The following is an 18215-nucleotide window of genomic DNA, read 5'->3' on the forward strand; positions in this document are numbered from 1 at the left end:
AGCACGTTGACGTACACAGAGCGCGGCGAGTGGGAGCAGCACTACGGCGAGGGGAAGGGGTGGCGGCGGCTCGGTGAGCGCGAACGGCACCTCCTTGCGGAGCACGTCCCGGTACCCGAGGGCGGCGGCCGGGCGCTGGAGGTGGGCTGCGGCACGGGGGAGTTGGCCGCCCACCTGGCCAGGGCCGGCTACACCGTGGACGCGGTCGACTTCGCGGACAGCGCGGTCGCCCGGGCCCGCGAGGAGCACGCCGGCATCGAGGGCGTGCGCTGGCTGCGGCTGGATATCGAACGCGACGACCCGGCCCCGCTGCACGAGGACGGGTACGACCTGATCACGATGCGGCTGGCGTATCCGTTCGTGCGGGACCGCAACCGGCTCGTTCACGAGCTGAGCCGGCGGCTGCGGAAGGGCGGCGCGCTCGTCGTCATCACCCCGACCGTCGAGAACACCCCCGCGGAGCGGCGCGGGATCGCCTTGGACGAGGACGAGATCACGCTGCTCGGTGCGGGATGGGAGACGGTGGAGCGGCGGGACGCGGACGGTCTGGCCTTCCTGGTGCTGCGCGGGCCACGCCCGCTCGCTACCCGGGCGGTCGAGAAGCGACCGACCACCGGTCATGCTCTGACCGGCGCTCTCGCCGTCGTCACCGACGACGGCGGCCGGGTCCTGCTCGGCCGGTCGACGCGCGGCATGCTCGAGCTGCCGGGCGGCAAGACCACCGGCCCGGAGGGCTTCGCCGCCGCCGCGGTGCGCGAACTCGCCGAGGAGACAGGACTGGTCGCCAACCTGAGCGATGCGCACGTGGTGACGATGCTGGTCGACGACAGCCACGGGATCCCCAGGCTAACGGCCGTCATCCGCATCACCGCGTGGACGGGGACCCTGACCAACGCGGAGGCGGACAAGTTCGACCGCTGGGAGTTCTTCGACCTGCACGCTCTCGCCCGTGTCGGGGACGTCTTCGTCCCGGCCGCGCTCGCGCTCGACAGCGTGTGGCCTGGCGTCATCCCGGACCTGCCATCGGTGGTGTCCTACCCGCTCGCCGCCGAGCGGCCGCCCGTGCCCGGTGAGCCGGAAGAGGCCGCCCGGCTGCGCCAGGAGATGGCCCAGACGGTGATCGACGGCGGCTGGGCCCCCTCCGAACCCGTCCGCGACGCGCTGCGGACCGTGCCCCGCCATCGGTTCGCCCCGGAAGTGAGCCTGGCGGACGCGTACGACGGCGGCGACCGGGCCGTCGTCACCCGACGCAACGAGACCGGGACGGCCATCAGCTCGGTCTCCGCGGCGTGGCTGCAGGCCGACATGGTCGAGAGCCTGCGCCTGACGCCGGGCGCGAGCGTCTTCGAGGCAGGCTCCGGCGGGTACAACGCCGAGCTGATCGCCCACGCCGCCGGAGCCGGAGGACGCGTGGTCAGCGTCGACATCGACCCGTGGGTCGTACGCCGTACCCGGGCCTTCAACGCGGAGGCCGGCAGCGGAGCTGTCAGCGTCGTCGAAGGCGACGCGGCCCTCGGCGCCCCGGCCCACCTCGTACCGCGCGGTGGCTTCGACGGCAGCATGATCACCTACAACTGCTGGGACGTCGCCCCCGCCTGGCGCGCCCAGCTCGCCGAGGGCGGCCACCTGGTGCTGCCGCTGTCGATCCACGGCTACACGCGCGCCGTCACGCTCCAGCGGCGCGGCGACGTATTGCACGCACGGGGCTGGACGGTGTGCGGATTCGTCCGTGACCGCGGTGTCGCTACCCGTCCCAGCCCGGTGCTCATGTTGGCGGACGGGCGGATGCAGGTGCACGTCCACGACGGCCCCCCGCCCCAGAGCGAAGGACTGGAGGAAGCTCTCCACGCCGAGCGGCACGAACTGCCCACCGGCGTGCTGCTCCCGGGCAAGAGCCCGTACGACACCCTGCAGGTCTACGCCACCACCACCTTGCCCGGCGCCTGCGCTCTCACCTGTGACCGCGCCACCGACACCCCACTGCTCGCCGCCGGCGCCGAGCACCTGCCGGCACTCGTGGCCGAGGGGTCCCTGGCCTACCTGACCTGCGTCCCCCGCCGCCAGGGCGCCACGCCGCAGGAGTCCCGGCACGAGTTCGTGGTCTGGTCGCACGGACCGGCCGGACCCGCGATGGCGGAACGCCTGGCCCAGTGCGTGCGGGATTGGGACCAGCACATCCGCCCCACCGGATACCCCCCGATGACCGTCCACCCGGCCACCACCCCCGACCACGACCTCCCCGCCGACGGCGTCGTCGTGGACAAGACCGCCTCCCGCCTCGTCTTCCAGTGGCCGACCCCGCCCCTTGCCCAGCAGCCCCAGACCGCCGCGCTCGCCGGAGGCGACCGTGTCTGACAGCGCCCAGTCCGCCCCCACGCCTCTTCCTCAGCCCACCCCGCACCAGCCGCGGCGGGAGCACCACATGCACCTGCTCCCCCGCTACTACGCCCAGGTGGAGGCCGGCCACAAAACGATCGAGGTGCGCACCGCCGCATCCCGCAGGCAGGCCATCGCCGAAGGAGACACCCTGGTCTTCCACGACCGCGGCAGTGACCGGCAGCTCGACGTCATCGCCGGACCCCCCGCGCTACACGCCTCCTTCGCAGAGTTGCTCCGCGCCCAGGACCTCCGCCGCATCGACGCCGATGCCAGCGCCGACGAACTCCTGCAAACTCTGCGCACCATCTACTCGCCCGAGCAGGAACACCTGGGCGTCCTGGCGATCCCCTTCGACCACCGCCCAGGACGCCCGGGACGCCCGCTGCCTATGTCCGGGGCCGATTACGTCAAGACGGTTCCCCATCACACCGTCTACGGCTGCCTGTACGTCCGCGACACTCACGACCGCCCCGTTCAACTGCGCTCGATCTACGGCAACCGGCTGTGGCAGTTCCCCGGCGGCAACACCGACGCCGGCGAGGATCCGCTGCAGACCGCACGTCGCGAGGCCGCCGAGGAGACAGGACTCGACCTCGGCCACGGTGAGCCTCGCCTGCTCCTGACCCATTACCTCCTGCCCGGACCGCACTGGCCGATGGGCAAGGTCGGGTTCGTCTTCGACGGCGGACGCCTCACCCCCCACCAGCTGCGCGCCATCCGCCTTGACCCGGCCGAACACGACCTGCACGCCATCCATGACCTCGTCCAGTGGCGGGAGCTGATGGGCGAAGTGCCCTACGCCCGCCTGGCGGCCGTCGAACGCGCCCGCACGGGCGACGGGCCCACGTACCTCATCACCGGCAAGCCCCTAACCCAGACTCCGCGTCCCGGAACGGGTCAGGTGCTCTGAAATCGAGGCCCACCACGCGACCGCTCCCACCCCGGCGGAAATGCGAGCACCCGGTCTCCAGCGGGTCCAAGACGAACGGAGAGACCGTCCGTCCGGCATGGCGGCTTCCGGACTCGTTCATGCGTGAAGTCGCCAACCGGGGAGCGGGTCAGCTAGCGAGATGGAAGACGGCTGCAGCCACGATGGTGCCGAGGATTGTGCCGGCGATCACCTGGTTGCGGGTGTGGTCGCGCAGTTCGACACGGGACCAGCCGACGACGATGACCAGGAGGAAGCCGAGCGCCATCCATGGGCCGTAGGTCTGCACGAGCATCGCGCACGCGCCCGCGGATACGGCTTGGTGAACAGAGATCTTCCAGGCGAAGGTGATCGCGGCGAGGATCGCCAGGGTCACCAGCATCGAGACGATGAGCGCGACCATCGTTCGCGGCGCTCCTGCAACGAGCATCAGGACGATGCCGGTAGCTACCGAGAGCAGGATGACGGCCATCACGACGAGTCGGGCTGGCTTCGCGCCGACGTGACGATCGCCCCAGTGGCCCTTGCGGATGCCGTACTTGATGAAGGTGATCGGGATGACGGCTGCGAACAGGGCACCGACGACTCCCCAGGCCACTCCCGTCCAGTGCGCGGTGTGCCAACCCACGAGCAGGGTGACGGCGATGATCCAGTTCTTCGGTTCAAGCCAGTCAGTGATCCGTCGGGCCAGCAGTGACTCGTGGGGGCGAACGTCAGTGGTCATTGTGAGGAGATCCCTCCGAATTACCCTGCGCAGGGGTATTGGACGGTTGTTCTTTCCGGGCGAATTCTGCAGCGACTGGTGAGGAGAAGTACGCATGGGAAAGGAGGCGCAGCCACGACAGCTCGCTTTCCCTGTCCCGTCCGGTAACGCCTAGAGGCGGGTATTCCACACCTCGTAGGCGCTCGCCATTCCGAGAGGACTGGACGGCCACCCGTAGCCAACAGGCTTCCACGACCGCATCAGCATGCTGCGGGTGGACAGCTCGGTGAAGGACGAACTTCTGCGCCGACGTGTAAAGGTCGACCGACACGTACTCCCGAAGCGCCAAGCAGGCGTCTTCGATCTCGATGACGCAACGCTCAAGCCGGAAGGGGATGCGCCTCCTGCGTACGGAGGTCGTCAGTACCACGTGCGGGGCCGCCTCCGTGAGCTGAACCCAGAGGGGGCGCAACTTGTGCAGGGTGATCGCCGCAGCGATGTACTCCACGGCAACGGAGAGCGGAGGAAGGCACACGCCGACCGCGACCGATAGGACCGTGGCCTGCTTGAGCGTCGTGGACAGCGAATTCGCCAGGCCCGGGTACTGGGTTCCGGAGCTGAGCTGAATCGTCACGAAGACGATGCGCTGGAGGGCGTAGAGGCTTCCGAGCAGAGTTCCCAGGCCCAGGAAGCCGAGGCCGGCCTTCCCGAGGAAGGTCCGACTGTGGCGGACCCCGCCGAGAAACAGCCATGTGGCTACGACCATCGCGATGCCGATGTACAGCGTGAAGACGGTCATGTAGAGAACGGGGAAGAGGGCCCCGCGGCCTTCACCGAGCCGGACCGGTCCGTCGGGAGTCCAGTTCGCCAAGGCGTAGAAGGTGAGCATGAGGGGCAGGGTCACGCCCGCGGCCACCAGCCGCGTACGGCGCGCCAGGCCCTGTGGTCGGACAACCGCAATGACGAAGTCGAGCAGGTAGGCCGCCGAGGTGACACCGAGCAGGTGCTTCAGTAGCGGTGACAGCCTGGCCTCGGCCCCCACGACGGCATCGACCATCTCCTTGACCTGGGGCACCTCGAAGGTCATTGCAGCCGCGAGGGCTACCAGGGTCAGCGCCAGGCTCCGCTGCTTGTGGGAGTTCCGGATCGCGGGCAGCCGCCAGAGAGCCACCAGCCAGAGGATGCCGGCGATGATGGTCGGTGTGGTCATGATCGGCGGTTCCTCCGCGGGTGGACCAGTGCGTCGTCGAGCCGCGAGACCAAACCGGAGCGGCCGTGTTCGCGGCCGGAGTGGGCGAGGTCGCGGAAGATTTCTCCGAGGCAGGAGGCGGCCATCTCGGCGTCGTACTCGCTCTCGCTGTCGTAGCTTGTCCGGCCCAGGGCCGAGAGAACGGCCGCAGGATCCACCCCGTCCGGGAGGACGCCCAGCAGCGCTTTCACAACGCTCTCGTTGGTCCCGGCGTGTCCGAGGAGGAGATGGGCCAGCTCATGACGCACGATCTGCGCGCGATGCCGTTCACTGGTTGCCGCCACGTGGAACACGTAATCCCCGTGGTCGAATGACAGGACCATTCCACAGGGGGCGTTCGCCCCGCCAGTTTCAGGAAGTTCGTGGAGGTAAAGCGGACGGCCCCGCTTGATGGCGAGCTGTCGGCATATTTCATCCACCGCATCAGGATCCGATATCTCGATCCCTCGCAGTTGCTCCTCACAGAGTCGCCTCAGCTGCGCCTCTTTGCGCGCGAAACGCCGATTGAACATGGACGAGATCCTTGCTGTAGCCCCCGAGTCGGCGCTGGCGCGGCCTGCACTAACCGGAACTCATCATTCCGCGTGGTTCCAGCGGAGCTTTGCACACGACAAGACGGCCCCTCAATGTGATCTTGAAGGACCTAGAAGGCATATAGGCCAAATCCGCCCAGTGGGTGAGAAGGGTCACGTCACGGAGCAGGCTTGTCGAGCCCTTCCCAGCGACGCGCCTGGTTGATCACGTCAGTGATCATCTTGAGGCTGTCCGCCGAGAGGCCGTTGGCGCGAAGCGCTAGTCCGCGGACCTCACTGTCGGCCACCGCCTCGATCAGTTCCATGGTGGCGCGCACCTTCTCGGCTTCTTCGGCGTCATAGTCCGAGAAGAAGTACTGCGCCTTCACATGGAAGTGGCCGGCGAGCTTCTCCACCGTCGTGAGGGTGGGGTTGGGCTTGGCCCCGCTCCGGAGCTGACTGATCGCGCTCTCCGACATGGAGGTCGCCCTGGCCACCTCGGCATTGGTGTAGGGCCTGCCGGTCGCAGGGTTCTTCTTGGTCTCGAAGAGGTGGTTGAGCTTGTCGGCCAAAGAGCGCCGAGCGCCGGCCGCGCCGCTTGGCGCCCCCACCGGTTCGCTGGACTCCACCATCCGACTCCTCCCATCTGCACGCTGAGCCCCGGACTGTACTGCAGTGCAGCCTCAGGGGCCAACATCCAAGGTGCTTCACTTCAGTATTGACAAGAAGGGATCACTGTGGCGTAGGTTTCCGATCACAGCTTCACTGAAGTGTTGAGCTGCTGGTGAGGCCCAGGAAGGGTCGCGCCGACCTCACGCCAGACGCACCCGCCAGGGAATCCGCCCATGATCGCTCCATCGCCGTCGCGCCTGCTCCCGCGACTTCTACAGGGTTTAAGAGCCAACTCTGGACCTTGACGCCAAGCCGTGCGTATGTTCGTCGTCCCCAGTCGGCCAGAAGCCCGACCGACGCGAACAGAGAGCTGTGACGTGCAGAAACTTCGGACCGGATAGGTCCTGATACAGCGGCGGCGCCCGAGAGGTGCAACTCCCGGACGCCGGACGCTAACGGCTGTACCGCCCGTGCAAGGGCGGTGATCGCCACCATCACCACGCTGATCCCTTCCACGGGGCGTCTCAGCGTGGCAACACCAAAGGAGATTCTTACATGGGTCCCGCCCTGCGCAAAAGGCCCGTCCGGCCTGTCCGCGCGGCAGCCACCCTGGCCGCAGCACCCTCCAGCCCACGCACCGGGTCTACCGGCGCCGGTCTGGTGCGCGGCCACCACCGCTCGCTCGATCGGGGCGGCCGATGAGCAAGGACGTACGTGAATGGGTCTTCAACTACAGCTCCAGTAGGGGCACCGCGCGACTGGTCCTCCTGGCGGTCGCGGATCGCGTTCCCGACGAGCGCTGCGTGGTCTGGGCCTCCGTAGCCGACCTGATGAAGCGGACGAACGCCAGTCGCACCGCCGTTCGCGACGCTCTGGCCGCGCTGGACAAGAGCGGCGAGCTGGTGGAGCGCGGACACCTGCAGGGCCCCAAGCGAAGCTCGGTGTACCGCCTGCCCCGAGCGGCCTCCTGGCTGGCCAAGGTCGCAGCCGTGCGCCACGAGGACCCCGACGCCTACGTCGAGCCCCCGACGGACTCCGACCCCGTTCCGGACCTGGACGCCGACGCCGAGAAGGGGTTGCAGCGGTACGGAATCTGGCCCCGGCGGAGCGCGGATTCCGACCCCTCGCGCAGGAATCCGACCGGGTCGGATTCCACATCCTCGCGACGGAATCCGACCCGTCGAAGGGCAGGAATCCGAACCCCTCACGGTACGGATTCCAACCCCCAGAACCCTAGTGAACGTGATTTGAACCGGAGGTACAGCAGTAGCGGTGCGGCCGTCGTCCCGGCTGGCGAGTGGCAGGTCGACCCAGCAACCCACGCCTGGGCCCGCCAGCAGGGACACCTCGACCGCCTCGGCGAGGAAGGGCTGAAGGCTGCCGACGCGAAGTGGCGCCTGCACCGCTCCGACTGGACGCCTCGCTCCGCCGGAGCCTGGTCCACTGACTGGCGGGCCTGGATCACCCGCGAGCACCCTCCGGCCCGGCGCGGACTGCACGCCGTGCCTGACAACAGCCACCGCCCGCCGCACGGCATGACCCGCACCGAAGCCCACCAGGCTGCCCTACTCCGCGCCCTGGACGAGCCGACCGGAACGGAGGGCTGACCGTGGACCGCCGCGAAATCGCCGCCCTGCTGGCCTACATCGGCCGCCTGGACCCCCGCACCACCCGCACCGACGAAGGCGAGGCCCGCGAACAGCTCGCCCAGTGGCACCATCTACTCGGGGACGTGCCGATGGCCACCCCGCACGGCTGGGACGCCCTGGCCGTCGCCCGCCACCACTACCGCACCTCGCCGTATGCGATCCTCCCGGCGGACGTGGGCCGGCCCTGGGAGAGCTACCGGCGCGAGCGACTGGCTCGGCACTCCGACCCCACGCCCACGGCCAACCCGGACGACCAGGCCGCCTACACCGCCGAGCTGGTCGGCAACCGCCGCGCCGTCGCCGCCGGCACCGCCCAGCCCGCACAGGCCCTCGCGATCACCAGCGCTCGCGACGGGATGGACCCGGCACTGAAGGCGCGGCTGAAGGCGATCGGATCCCCCATTCCGCCCGCCGCTCGTGCAGCTCTCGCACCCTTCCGGCCCGCGCGCGCAGCCCGGGAGGCCGCGGTCGAGCAGGGGCTGCCCGATGCCCTGAGCGTGCGGTGCGAGTGGTGCCTGGCCCAGCCCGGCGAACCGTGCCGACGCCGACGGATCAGCCCCAACGACGGAGTACGCGCCATCACTCCACGTGCCACTCCACACCCCGGCCGCCTCGATCTCGCCGCCGCCCAGCAGGCCCAGAGCACCGAGCAGGCTCAGCAGCCCGCCCTGGCCTGATCCGCTGACCCGGCGCCTGCAGCCCGCTGCTGCGCCGCCTCGCGACATCACCGTCCCGCTTCGGCTGCCGGGCGCACACCCACTGCGCCCCGCAGCCGGACCCACGCCGCGCCCCGCCGAGCACCGCCTCGGCCTGCCGACGCGGCAGCACATCGGAGACCCGCCTTGCGCCACATCACCACCCACGACGCTCCGGCCACCGGCCTGCGCGGCATTGGAGACACCAGCTGGCACACCCGCGGAGCGTGCCACGGCATGGACGTCGAGGACGCCGACGCCGTCTTCTTCCCCGGCCCTCGCGACCACGAGGAGATCGCGGAGGCGAAGGAGCTGTGCGGCTGGTGCCCCGTCCGCCGTGAATGCCTGGACTACGCCCTGGAGAACGTCCTCAAAGAGGGTGTCTGGGGCGGCCTCACCGAAGCCGAACGGCGTCCCCTGCACGACAACCTGCATCGACGCCTGGACCACCGCCGCGTGATCGCCTTCTTCCAGGGCCGTGACGTGCACCTGACCGAGGCTGAGCGGCAGGTTGCCATCGACCACGCCTACGTCCGGGGCTGGCTGCCCGACCGTCTTGCCGCAGCCTTGCAGATCAGCCCTAAGCACGCCCGTGACCTGCTGCGCCAGGCCGCCAACAAGGTCCTCGACCGCGACCGCAACTACGGCATCCCCCGCTTCAAGAAGAAGCGGAAGAAGACCTCCAAGAACACGCCTGCGCCCGCAGCTCCCAGCGCTCAGCAGCCGGCAGCCCACCCGGCGGCGTCGACTTCGACGGCCGCCTCTCTCGGAAAGGCAGCATGACCCACTTCGGTGCCGCTTCGGACCTCCCGCTCCTCCTCGCCGCCGTCGTGCCCGCCACCCTCGCGCTCCTGTTGACCGCCTGGACCATCCGACGCCGGGGAACTCGAACGCAGAAACGTCTCGGCAGCCCCGCTGTCAAGGTCGCCGCCATCGCCGCGCTGGGTTGCACCGCGTACAGCGCTGACACGAGTTGGCGCTTCGCCGCCGACTACCTGGACATGGCCGGCACCGCCGAGCGCGCCGGGATGTTCGCCGCCGCCGAACTCGCGCTCTTCGCGACCGCGCTGATGGCACGGCAGAACCTCGCCGTCCAGGGCGCCCCCGGACTGCCGGGCACGCTGGTCTGGGTGATCACCACGGTGCAGGTGATCCCCGCCTACGCCGAGAGCGGCCCCATCGGCGGCACAGTCCGCGCCTTCGTCGGCCCCGTGATGGCCGCGATGCTGTGGCACCTGGCCATGGGCATCGAGCTGCGCCTGCGCACCCCCGATGCCGCCTCCAGCGGGCTCGTCGCCGTCCTGGGTCGGGAAGTACGCGAACGGCTGCTCTCCCGTCTGGGCATCGCCGCGCGAGACCGCGACGCCGCACAGATCACCCGGGACCGAGCCACCGCCCGCGCCGTCACCCTCGCCGCCCGCCTCGCCGAGCGCACACCCGAGCAGCAGCGAAACCGTCGTGGCCGGCGTCTGACTCGACGCCTGTCGAAGGCGGTGGGCAGGGCCTCGGTCGGGACCGACCCCCTCCAGCGGGCACAGCTGCTTGATCAACTCGCCGCCCGTCGACACGCGCTCGCGCTCGCCACGGTCCCGCTTCCTTCTCCCTGGTCTTCGGCGCACAGCAGTGCGTCGGCGGCCATCGTCCCCCCAGAGCTGGTCCCGGACCTTCCGGTCCCCGGCTCCGATCCTGATGACTCCGATAGGCCGGTCCCGAAGCGAGGACCGAGGACTGCGCGGGGACCGGTCCCCAACGATGCAGCTCCGGAAGAAGCGGTCCGCGCAGGGACCAGGGGCGCCCAGACAGGAGTGCCGAGGGAGGCCAAGCAGCAGGCAGACGGTGCGGTCCAAAGGACCGCTGCAGAAGTCACTGAGACCGAGCGTAATGCGAGCGAAATAGCAGCTCAGGGCCGAAGTTCCCACCAGGGACTTGACGTCGCGAAGTCCGGGACCGAGAGCACCGAGGACCGCGGACCGACCACCCCCGAGTCCGGGACCGACACCACCCAGGACCGCGGACCGACCACCCCCGAGTCCGGGACCGACACCACCCAGGACCGCGGACACAAGGTCCCTCTCCGCCGGAAGACGACGCGGACCAGCCGGACGACGAAGAACAAGCGCGCCCGGCCCCGCTCTCCCAAGACGGAGCGCCCGGCACGCGAGCTGGGCGAGCCCGAGCGCCAGCTCGTCCACGAGGTGCGCCCCCACGTGCCCGCCCTGCTCGAACGAGACGGCAACGGAGCGATCACCCGAGTGCAGCTGCGCGAGATCATCCGCCGCCAGGGCCTCACGGGAGTCGGCAACGACCGCCTCGGGGTGGTCCTTCAGGAGCTGCGGAACACGGACATCACCACGACGAGGAGCACCTCCCGATGAAGACCTGCCACCAATTCAACACCGTCCGGGCCGAGTACGAGCGAGAGATCGGCTTCATGCTCGCTCACTCCGAACGACACGCTGGCCGGCCGGCGGCGAAGTCCAGCGCGAAGCAGGCCGCCTCGGCGAAACAGCGGATGGCCCGCGCGCTCAACAGCCACGTCGGGCGCTGCCCCGAGTGCGGCTGACCCTGAAGGCCGCCAGCTCAAGGCCCCTACCAGCGCAGGTGGCCCGGCTCCGCGCCGGGCCACCGCCCCTGCTCAGAAGGCATGCCGTGACTCCACGTCCACCCCGTTCTTCCGAGCCCACCGTGGCCGAGGCCGATGCCTGGGCGGACGTCGTCCGCGCGCTGCGTACACCGACCGGGCAGTGGCTCGTCCAGGACCGCCCTGACGGGCCGGTTCACGTCACCGCGCCGGCGGCAACCACCCACCACTCCCCCCGCTCCAAGAGGCCCGAATCTCGATGACGAACGCCCGCATGTACGGCACCGCCCCGGAACCTGATCGCGACAGCAACTCGGTACCAGGGCGAGCAAGTTGGGGCGGAAGCGTAGCTTCCGCCGAACCCGCCCCCGAGGGGGCGGGAGAGGACCCGCACCGGGGGGCGCAGGTCCTTCGGGCTTCGACCGAGGGCGGATCGAAGCCGGGGCAGGAGGAGAAGCCGACTGAGCCGCGCGCACCCCGACAGCGCGCTCCTCGCGCCCGTCAGCGTCCGCGTCAGTCGCCCGAGAAGAAGCGCCTGCACCAGCCCAACGCACGATTCAACGAAGACGAGTACGCCCTGATCAAGTCCGCCGCCGCCCAGTGCAATCTGTCCGTCGCAGGGTTCCTCGCCCGTTCCGCGCTCGCCGCCGCCCGCGACCTCAGCCGTACCAGCGCAGAGATCGCCGACGAACGCGAGGTGATCACCGCCCTGTTCGACAGCCGGCGTCGGCTCGGCTGGGCCGGCAGCAACCTCAACCAGGCAGTCAAGGCGCTCAACTCCGGCGTGGACGTTCCTCACCTCGAAGCGGCCATCGCCGCCGTACGGCGTGCCGCCGACACCGCCCATCAGGCCGCCACCCGTCTGATCGAGCACCACGGCTCATGATTCCAAGCGTCAACCCGTCGGGAGCGGACACCCGAGGTCTCCTCTACTACCTCTACGACACCGGCAAGCACGAGGACCACACGGACCCTCACCTCGTCGCCTCCTTCGACGGCATGTCCCCGGACCCCGGCCGCGACCCAAACGCCACCCTCACCGACCTCCAGCGGCTCCTGGACCAGCCGATGATGGCCCTGGCCAAGCACGCCCGCCCGGCCAAGCACGTCTGGCACACCTCTGTACGAGCCGACCCGGGCGACCGGATCCTGACCGACGAGGAATGGGCCGGCATCGCCCGTCGCATCGTCGCCGCCACGGGCATTGACCCGGGTGAGGGACAGTCCGGCTGCCGCTGGGCCGCCGTGCGCCACGCCGACGACCACATCCACATCGTCGCCACCCTCGTCACCGAGGACGGCCATCGCCCCGACGATTTTCGCTCCGGCGCCCGCGCCCAGGCCGAAGCCCGCCTCATCGAGAAGGAACTCGGCCTCCACCAGGTCGCCCCCGGCGACGGCACCGCAGCGAAGCGTCCCACCAGCGCCGAACGCCACAAGGCCGAGCGGCAGGGCCGCGAGCGCACCGCCCGCGAGGAACTGCGCGAAGCCGTACGACGCGCGGTGAGCGGCGCGCGCAGCGATGAGGAGTTCTTCGACCGGCTCGCCGCCGCCGGCCTCCTGATCCGAAAGCGCGCCGCACCCTCCGGCGACCTGCTCGGATACAAGGTCGCGCTACCCGACGACCTGAACAAGGACGGCGAGCCGGTCTTCTACCCTGGCGCCCGTCTGGCTCCCGATCTGTCGCTGCCCCGCATCCGCGAACGCTGGTCCGCCGACGCCCCGGCTACCCCCAAGGACGACGCGATCCGTCCGGGGCCGGACGGTCCGGCCGCTGCACGCCGCGGAACGGCCTCGGCCGTGTGGCAGGCCGTGCTCGTCTTCGAGCACGACGAGGACGCGGTCGCCGCCGCCCACATCGCCGCGGCCGGTGAGGTCCTGGACGCCCTCGCGAAGACGTCCGCCGCCCACACCCGCCGCCAACTTCGCGACGCGGCAACAGCTTTTGAGCGAGCCTCGCGGTCCCACGTCCGTGCCGTACGGGGCCACGATCGCGCTCTACGGCAGGCCGCTCGCGAGCTCGTCCAAGGCGGCCCGGCGCTCGGCCGCGGTGAGGACGGAGCCACCACGGCGATGGCGATCGACATGCTGTTCTTCCTGATCACGGCCGCCGCGCACTGGCATGCTCGCAAGGGCCATGCCCAGCAGGCCGAGGCCGCCACCCGAGCCGCTCATCACCTGCGCGCCGCCTACCAGGCCGCCGCCGCGCAGCCCCTCGGGGTTCTCTACGAGCGCGGTCGGCGCCTGAGCCGGCCGATGCTCCAGCACCAGACCGCGCTGCTGCGCGAGGCCCTGCCGGATCTGGCCGAGCAGATCCTCGCGGAGCCCGGCTGGTACGCCCTGGCCGCCACCGTCGCGGAAGTCGATGCCGCCGGCTACGACCCGGCCGCTCTGCTCCCCGAGGTTGCCGCTGGGCGTGAACTCGGCACCGCGGAGTCCCTCAGCGACGTGCTCGTGTGGCGGATGCGGCGAGCCGCAAACCTGCCCGCCGACGCCTCCCGTCTGCCCGAGACCGGCACCACAACCACCCGGTCCACGAAGCGCGGGACGGCGACGAGCCGCCCCGCGCCCGGCAAGCGACGGAGCGGCGAAGACGCCGCCCGCCCGGGCCGTTAGGCCCGCTCGATGCACCCAAGCACCCCTGCTGACCTGGTCGGAGGAGACTGTGGACCTTGTGAATTGAAGCCAGCGGGGGCGTGGGGCACGATCATGAAGCGCGCAGGACGAGGTGACGAGGCAGAGGAGGACGCCAGGATGTTTCACCGAATACGCCGCCGGGCCAAGGGGCCGAGCGAAGTGGAGCGGCAGCTCGCCGAGCTGGTCGCACGACACCACCAGATGCCGCCGTGGAACGGGGCGCCGACGGACGCACCGCAGAGCGACGAGCCGACCGCTGCGGCACCGGGCTTCCTTCCGCCGGAGCTGCGCGTGCCGAGCCACGATCAGGTCGAGGGCAAGATGATGCCCTGGAAGCAGCCCCTGGTCGTCGATGGCGAGATGACCGCCTGTGCCGAGTGCGGGGCATACCGGGACTGGCTCATCCTCTCCACCCGCGACCAGATCTGGCTGCGATGCAGGGCCGGCCACCAGCAGCGGGAGACACGCCTGGACACCGCTTGGTACAACCGCAACAGCGGACCGGCGGACGCGACGCACGAAACGTTCGAGGACTGCCTGCGCCACCTCGGGCACTGACCACCGCCCCTACGACCCCACCGGGTCCCCGGGCCCGCACTGACCACCCGTCACCTAGCACCGCGGGGTCAGTTCCGTCATGCGCGTTCGCGTCGCCATCACCGCCCTCGGCCTCACCGCCGCCCTCCTCGCCCTGCCCGCCTGCTCCCCCAAGACCTACGGAGCCGACCAGCAGACCGCCTCCTCCAGCCGAACCGGTAGGCCGGCCGACGCTCACCGCGAACCGGCCACGCTTACCTCGGCCGCGTTGGCGTCCCGCCTGCTCACGGAGGCTGACCTCGGCAGCGGCTACCTGCCCAAGCCGCAGCGCGCGGCTCAGCACGACGATGTCACCGTCCTCGGTTGCCCCGCGCTGAGCAAGCTGGGCGGCGACGCGGCGACCGGCGGCACGCTCACCTTCCCGAACAAGGCGAAGGCCGACTTCACCTACGGCGGCAGCTCCTCGGAGATCTCCGAGGAGCTCTACAGCGACAGCCCGACGAAGCTGTCCGACGGCACCAACCGGATCTTCGACGCCATGACCGCCTGCCCTAACTATCAGGTCCTCGCGGGCAGCGCTCCGATCGACATCGCCACGCAGAAGCTGCCCGCACCCCAGGACCGCGGTGATGAGCAGTGGAGCCAGCTCCTGACGTTCACCGCCGGGGGACGAAGCACGGTCCTCAAGCAGACCGCGATCCGCGACGGCAGCCTGCTGCTCGTCGTCTCCGGCTCTCCGCCCCTCGTCGACCGCCACCTCGATCGGGCCCTCGCCAAGGCCACCGCAACGCCTTGATCTGCACCCGTAAACCACTGCTGCCTCCGACCCGGGAAGGTCGGAGGCAGCAGTGGTTTACGGGGCAGATGGGACGACGGTGCCCGGGAAGCAAGAAGGCCCGGCGCCCTCCACCAGGGAGGGAGCCGGGCTTCTTTCGTTTCGGAGCGGCGAGACGGTCAGGTGGCCGGCGCGCGCAGGAGACGCTCCTGGGTGGCTTCGGGCAGCACCCGGCGCAGGACCGGTGCGGTCGAGCTGAGGGAGGTGGCGAAGACGGCGACGAGATCGTGCGGCACGCCGGCGGCGAACGAGGCCACCCACAGGTAGGGCGCGCCGAGCACGGGCTCGGACCATGCCTGCCATCCGGCCGGGCCCACCTCGTCAACTTCGGTGACCAGGACGCGCGGGTCGCCGTCCTGGATGAGGGGTGGCACCTCGCCGAGGCTGATATGCGAGGCGCCCGTCGGATCCATCGCCGCGGCTTGGGGCTGGTCGATGTCGCGGAACCATCCCTGGGCGGCGACGGCGTCCAGGACGACCTCGGTACCAGCCAGAGGCACGGTGGGCTGTTCGTGGGCGTCGAGGGCGAGGAGGAAGTCGGCAACGGCCTCGCCGGGGACGTCGCGGGTGAAGTAGGCCGACCAACCAGCGAGGCTGGTCGCCTCGTCACGGGCGGAGATCTGCCAGGCGATCGGCAGTTCACCCAGGTGGAACGGCTCATCGGCCAAGCACCACTGGGCCCAGCGCAGGCCGTCGGGGCTGATGTGCAGGACGGTGCTGCGCAGGACCTGGCGGTCCTGCTCCGCCTCGTCCGGCTCATGCCGTCCGCGGACGATCGTCAGGCTTGTCCAGCCCAGGCCCGCAAGAGCGTCGGCGACGGCGTTGTACGGGCGCCCGTCGTCACCTGCCAGGTGGCGGGGGCCGACCCAGAACGCGAGTGGGGCCGACGGGTCGGGCTGAAGGTGGGAGTACAGGGGCGCCTCCAAAGGCTCGGTGCGTTTCTAGTTGCCGCCGGCGCGGCGGCGAGGGCGGCGCGGGGGCGCCTGGACGGGGCCCTGCCACGTCAACTCGATGGCAACTTCGGGCGGCAGGTGACCGAGCTGTGCGTCCTCCTCGCGTCCTTCGGCGAGGTAGACGACGGTCCGGCCGGTCTCGTCGACCGATTGCAGGACCTGTGCCAAGCGATGGGCCATAGGAAAGAAGGGGTTCATGGCCTGGCGCACCGGAGCACTTGGGTCGCAGGCTGCGAGCAGTTCGATGAGGTCGGCGACGGTCATTTCCGAAGACGTCACGAGCATCCTCCTTGGGGCGAGAGAACGAGGGAAGGGAGAGCGGCCGGCGCTCGGTTCGGCCGGCGGCTTGCGAGCGGGCAGTCCTCGCAAGGTCAGAGGAGGCGTGAGGTCTCCAGTACGCGGGCTACGGCTGCGGCAACGATGTCGGCCGGCGTCTCGACGTCGAAGGAGACTTGGTAACCGGGCATTTTGGCGGTGCCGGTGACCGCGATCTTCCAACCTTCGCGGTCCGTGCCGGGACGGCCGAGCGGGAACCAGCCGAGGTAGAAGCGGCCGTCCTTGCTGCTGACGTGTACGTCCGCACGGTCATCGACGACCAGGTGGAAGTCCTCGGCGGAGAACTGGTCCATGACCAGGGTTGGCTGGCCGGGACCGAGCTGCCACTGCCGTAGTCGGAGCGCTTCGACGGTGGTGGAGAAAGCGGGACCCACGGGGGCTACGGTCACGGGCTATCACCTCTCTGACCTGGGGTTTCTTGCGAGATCGTCTACGTTGACATGCTCTCGCGCACGTTGGCCAGTCCTTCCGCGATCTTCCCTGTCTGCCCCCGGCGAACTGCTCGTTCTCCCCCCTTGTCGGATCTCAAGTTCGGCTGCACAGTCTCACGGCCTCTCTTCATATCGGCTGCACTTATGAAGCAGTCGTGAGATTTCGCAGGTCCGCGACCCGCTCTTTGGGCGTCGGCTCGGTTCGCCGTTCTGAGGGCTCCCAAGCCTCGTAAGCTCGGCGATGCGACTCCTGAGATCGATCCCCACGATCCACGCTGGACGCTGGTTCCCGCGACCCTCACTATCACCGTGCCCTACCCCACCGACCTGGTGGAGCTCGGGCATCGGCTCGTCAACGCGGTGTGCGCAGCGTCGACGACTGAGGACGAGCTCGGTCCGGCCCGGCCATTGACCCTCTCCTTGTGGCAGTTGGAGCTCCAGCCCGCCATCGTGGCCCAGGTCATGGCGCGGGCCGAGCGTGCCCGCCGACTTGACGTCATGGACGGCCGAGAGATCGTCCGCTACGGCATGGCCCTGTGCGCGCTGAGGCTCGACGAGCCTGAGGGCTGGGCCGGCTTGGACACACTGGCGCGCGTCAAGCGCGCCGTGGACGTCGCTCTCGGGCAGCCCGACGACCCACTGCTCCAGGCTGTGGTCATGCCGATCTCCGAGCGGGAGTTGCGGGAGACTCTGACCGAGAAGATCGCCCTTTTCGAACCAGCCCCGCGAGCGGACCCTGTCGACTACCGCTGACCCGCGGTGATTCGGTGGCCAAATCTCAGTACGGTGGCCAACCATCCACCGACCTGAAGCGGGCCGGTCAGCCTGTTCACTCTTTCGAGTGCATCAGACGTGATGCAGCCCTCCTCATGAACAGTTTTCTAGCAGCGCGTCTGGTCAGCCACCGACAACTACGGGGAGCAACGATGACCAGCCCAGACGTCACGCTCAGCCTCCGATGCCGCGATGGTGCAGCGCACGAAGATCGAGCTTGGACAACGGTTTCAGCCGAACCCACCCACCCTGCCCCATGATCGCACTGCACGTGCGATCACGAAACGTGCGCGTACGGGAAGACCAGCCCCTAAGGGCTGTCCCGCAAGTGCGGCTGTGCCGTGATCTGAGGCCGCTCGATAGGGTCAGGGCCACAGCCGACGGAAGAGGATCGTTCGATGGCG

Annotated in this window: 19 protein-coding genes; 12 read left to right on the forward strand and 7 right to left on the reverse strand. The window is 69.7% G+C overall.

Translation table 11 applies throughout. The features are described 5' to 3' along the window. Positions 1-6: 6 nt before the first annotated feature. Both fxlM and ACF09K_RS19375 read left to right on the forward strand, forming a co-directional pair. Positions 7-2355, forward strand: coding sequence for a methyltransferase, FxLD system (gene fxlM, locus ACF09K_RS19370; RefSeq protein ID WP_392245051.1), 2349 nt, complete (start codon positions 7-9; stop codon positions 2353-2355). Beyond that, a complete protein-coding gene (locus ACF09K_RS19375) occupies positions 2348-3289 on the forward strand; it encodes an NUDIX domain-containing protein (protein ID WP_392245053.1) in 942 nt (313 codons plus the stop codon). Before fxlM ends, ACF09K_RS19375 begins: the two co-directional genes overlap by 8 nt. Before the next feature lie 148 nt (positions 3290-3437). On the opposite strand, the gene ACF09K_RS19380 is transcribed toward ACF09K_RS19375, so the two are convergent. The 4 genes from ACF09K_RS19380 to ACF09K_RS19395 form a co-directional block, all read right to left on the reverse strand. After that, positions 3438-4031: a hypothetical protein gene (locus ACF09K_RS19380; protein WP_392245054.1), complete on the reverse strand. Its 594-nt coding sequence runs from the start codon at positions 4029-4031 to the stop codon at positions 3438-3440. Further along, positions 4021-5220, reverse strand: a complete 1200-nt coding sequence (locus ACF09K_RS19385; RefSeq protein ID WP_392245056.1) for an MAB_1171c family putative transporter — start codon at positions 5218-5220, stop codon at positions 4021-4023. The genes ACF09K_RS19380 and ACF09K_RS19385 overlap by 11 nt, the downstream gene beginning before the upstream one ends. Next, positions 5217-5771, reverse strand: a complete 555-nt coding sequence (locus tag ACF09K_RS19390) for a secondary metabolite protein (protein ID WP_363087847.1) — start codon at positions 5769-5771, stop codon at positions 5217-5219. The genes ACF09K_RS19385 and ACF09K_RS19390 overlap by 4 nt, the downstream gene beginning before the upstream one ends. 179 nt (positions 5772-5950) lie before the next feature. Then, the gene (locus tag ACF09K_RS19395; RefSeq protein WP_392245058.1) at positions 5951-6403 is read right to left on the reverse strand and encodes a helix-turn-helix domain-containing protein; all 453 of its coding nucleotides are present in this window, start codon (positions 6401-6403) and stop codon (positions 5951-5953) included. 678 nt (positions 6404-7081) lie between these two features. On the opposite strand from ACF09K_RS19395, the gene ACF09K_RS19400 reads away from it, so the two are divergent. From ACF09K_RS19400 to ACF09K_RS19440, 9 genes are all read left to right on the forward strand, one after another. Next, positions 7082-7990 carry a helix-turn-helix domain-containing protein gene (locus ACF09K_RS19400; RefSeq protein ID WP_392245060.1) on the forward strand — a complete coding sequence of 303 codons (909 nt, stop codon included), beginning with the start codon at positions 7082-7084 and terminating at the stop codon, positions 7988-7990. 2 nt (positions 7991-7992) lie between these two features. After that, positions 7993-8709 (forward strand): hypothetical protein, encoded by a 717-nt coding sequence (locus ACF09K_RS19405; RefSeq protein WP_392245062.1) that lies wholly within the window; start codon positions 7993-7995, stop codon positions 8707-8709. A gap of 165 nt (positions 8710-8874) precedes the next feature. Further along, positions 8875-9510, forward strand: coding sequence for a WhiB family transcriptional regulator (locus ACF09K_RS19410; RefSeq protein WP_392245064.1), 636 nt, complete (start codon positions 8875-8877; stop codon positions 9508-9510). Then, positions 9507-11102, forward strand: coding sequence for a hypothetical protein (locus ACF09K_RS19415; protein WP_392245065.1), 1596 nt, complete (start codon positions 9507-9509; stop codon positions 11100-11102). The genes ACF09K_RS19410 and ACF09K_RS19415 overlap by 4 nt, the downstream gene beginning before the upstream one ends. Continuing rightward, positions 11099-11290: a hypothetical protein gene (locus ACF09K_RS19420; RefSeq protein ID WP_030422103.1), complete on the forward strand. Its 192-nt coding sequence runs from the start codon at positions 11099-11101 to the stop codon at positions 11288-11290. The genes ACF09K_RS19415 and ACF09K_RS19420 overlap by 4 nt, the downstream gene beginning before the upstream one ends. Positions 11291-11567: 277 nt before the next feature. Next, entirely contained in the window at positions 11568-12194 is a 627-nt protein-coding gene (locus ACF09K_RS19425; protein WP_392245066.1) for a plasmid mobilization protein, read from the forward strand. Then, positions 12191-13924, forward strand: a complete 1734-nt coding sequence (locus ACF09K_RS19430; protein ID WP_392245068.1) for a relaxase/mobilization nuclease domain-containing protein — start codon at positions 12191-12193, stop codon at positions 13922-13924. Before ACF09K_RS19425 ends, ACF09K_RS19430 begins: the two co-directional genes overlap by 4 nt. Positions 13925-14062: 138 nt before the next feature. After that, positions 14063-14503: a hypothetical protein gene (locus tag ACF09K_RS19435; RefSeq protein ID WP_363087838.1), complete on the forward strand. Its 441-nt coding sequence runs from the start codon at positions 14063-14065 to the stop codon at positions 14501-14503. A gap of 79 nt (positions 14504-14582) precedes the next feature. Continuing rightward, on the forward strand, positions 14583-15278 hold the full coding sequence (locus tag ACF09K_RS19440; protein WP_392245070.1) for a hypothetical protein: 696 nt from the start codon (positions 14583-14585) through the stop codon (positions 15276-15278). 158 nt (positions 15279-15436) lie between these two features. On the opposite strand, the gene ACF09K_RS19445 is transcribed toward ACF09K_RS19440, so the two are convergent. The 3 genes from ACF09K_RS19445 to ACF09K_RS19455 form a co-directional block, all read right to left on the reverse strand. Continuing rightward, entirely contained in the window at positions 15437-16243 is an 807-nt protein-coding gene (locus tag ACF09K_RS19445; protein WP_392245071.1) for a DUF317 domain-containing protein, read from the reverse strand. Positions 16244-16258: 15 nt separating this feature from the next. Further along, positions 16259-16549, reverse strand: coding sequence for a hypothetical protein (locus tag ACF09K_RS19450; protein ID WP_392245072.1), 291 nt, complete (start codon positions 16547-16549; stop codon positions 16259-16261). A gap of 92 nt (positions 16550-16641) precedes the next feature. Then, the gene (locus ACF09K_RS19455) at positions 16642-16995 is read right to left on the reverse strand and encodes a DUF317 domain-containing protein (RefSeq protein ID WP_392245074.1); all 354 of its coding nucleotides are present in this window, start codon (positions 16993-16995) and stop codon (positions 16642-16644) included. A 450-nt stretch (positions 16996-17445) separates the two neighbouring features. Here ACF09K_RS19455 and ACF09K_RS19460 point away from each other — a divergent pair, with 450 nt between their 5' ends. Next, a complete protein-coding gene (locus tag ACF09K_RS19460) occupies positions 17446-17790 on the forward strand; it encodes a hypothetical protein (RefSeq protein ID WP_392245075.1) in 345 nt (114 codons plus the stop codon). The last annotated feature ends 425 nt before the right edge of the window (positions 17791-18215 follow it).

The sequence above is a fragment of the Streptomyces sp. NPDC014882 genome, from assembly GCF_043081325.1.
Lineage (GTDB): Bacteria > Actinomycetota > Actinomycetes > Streptomycetales > Streptomycetaceae > Streptomyces.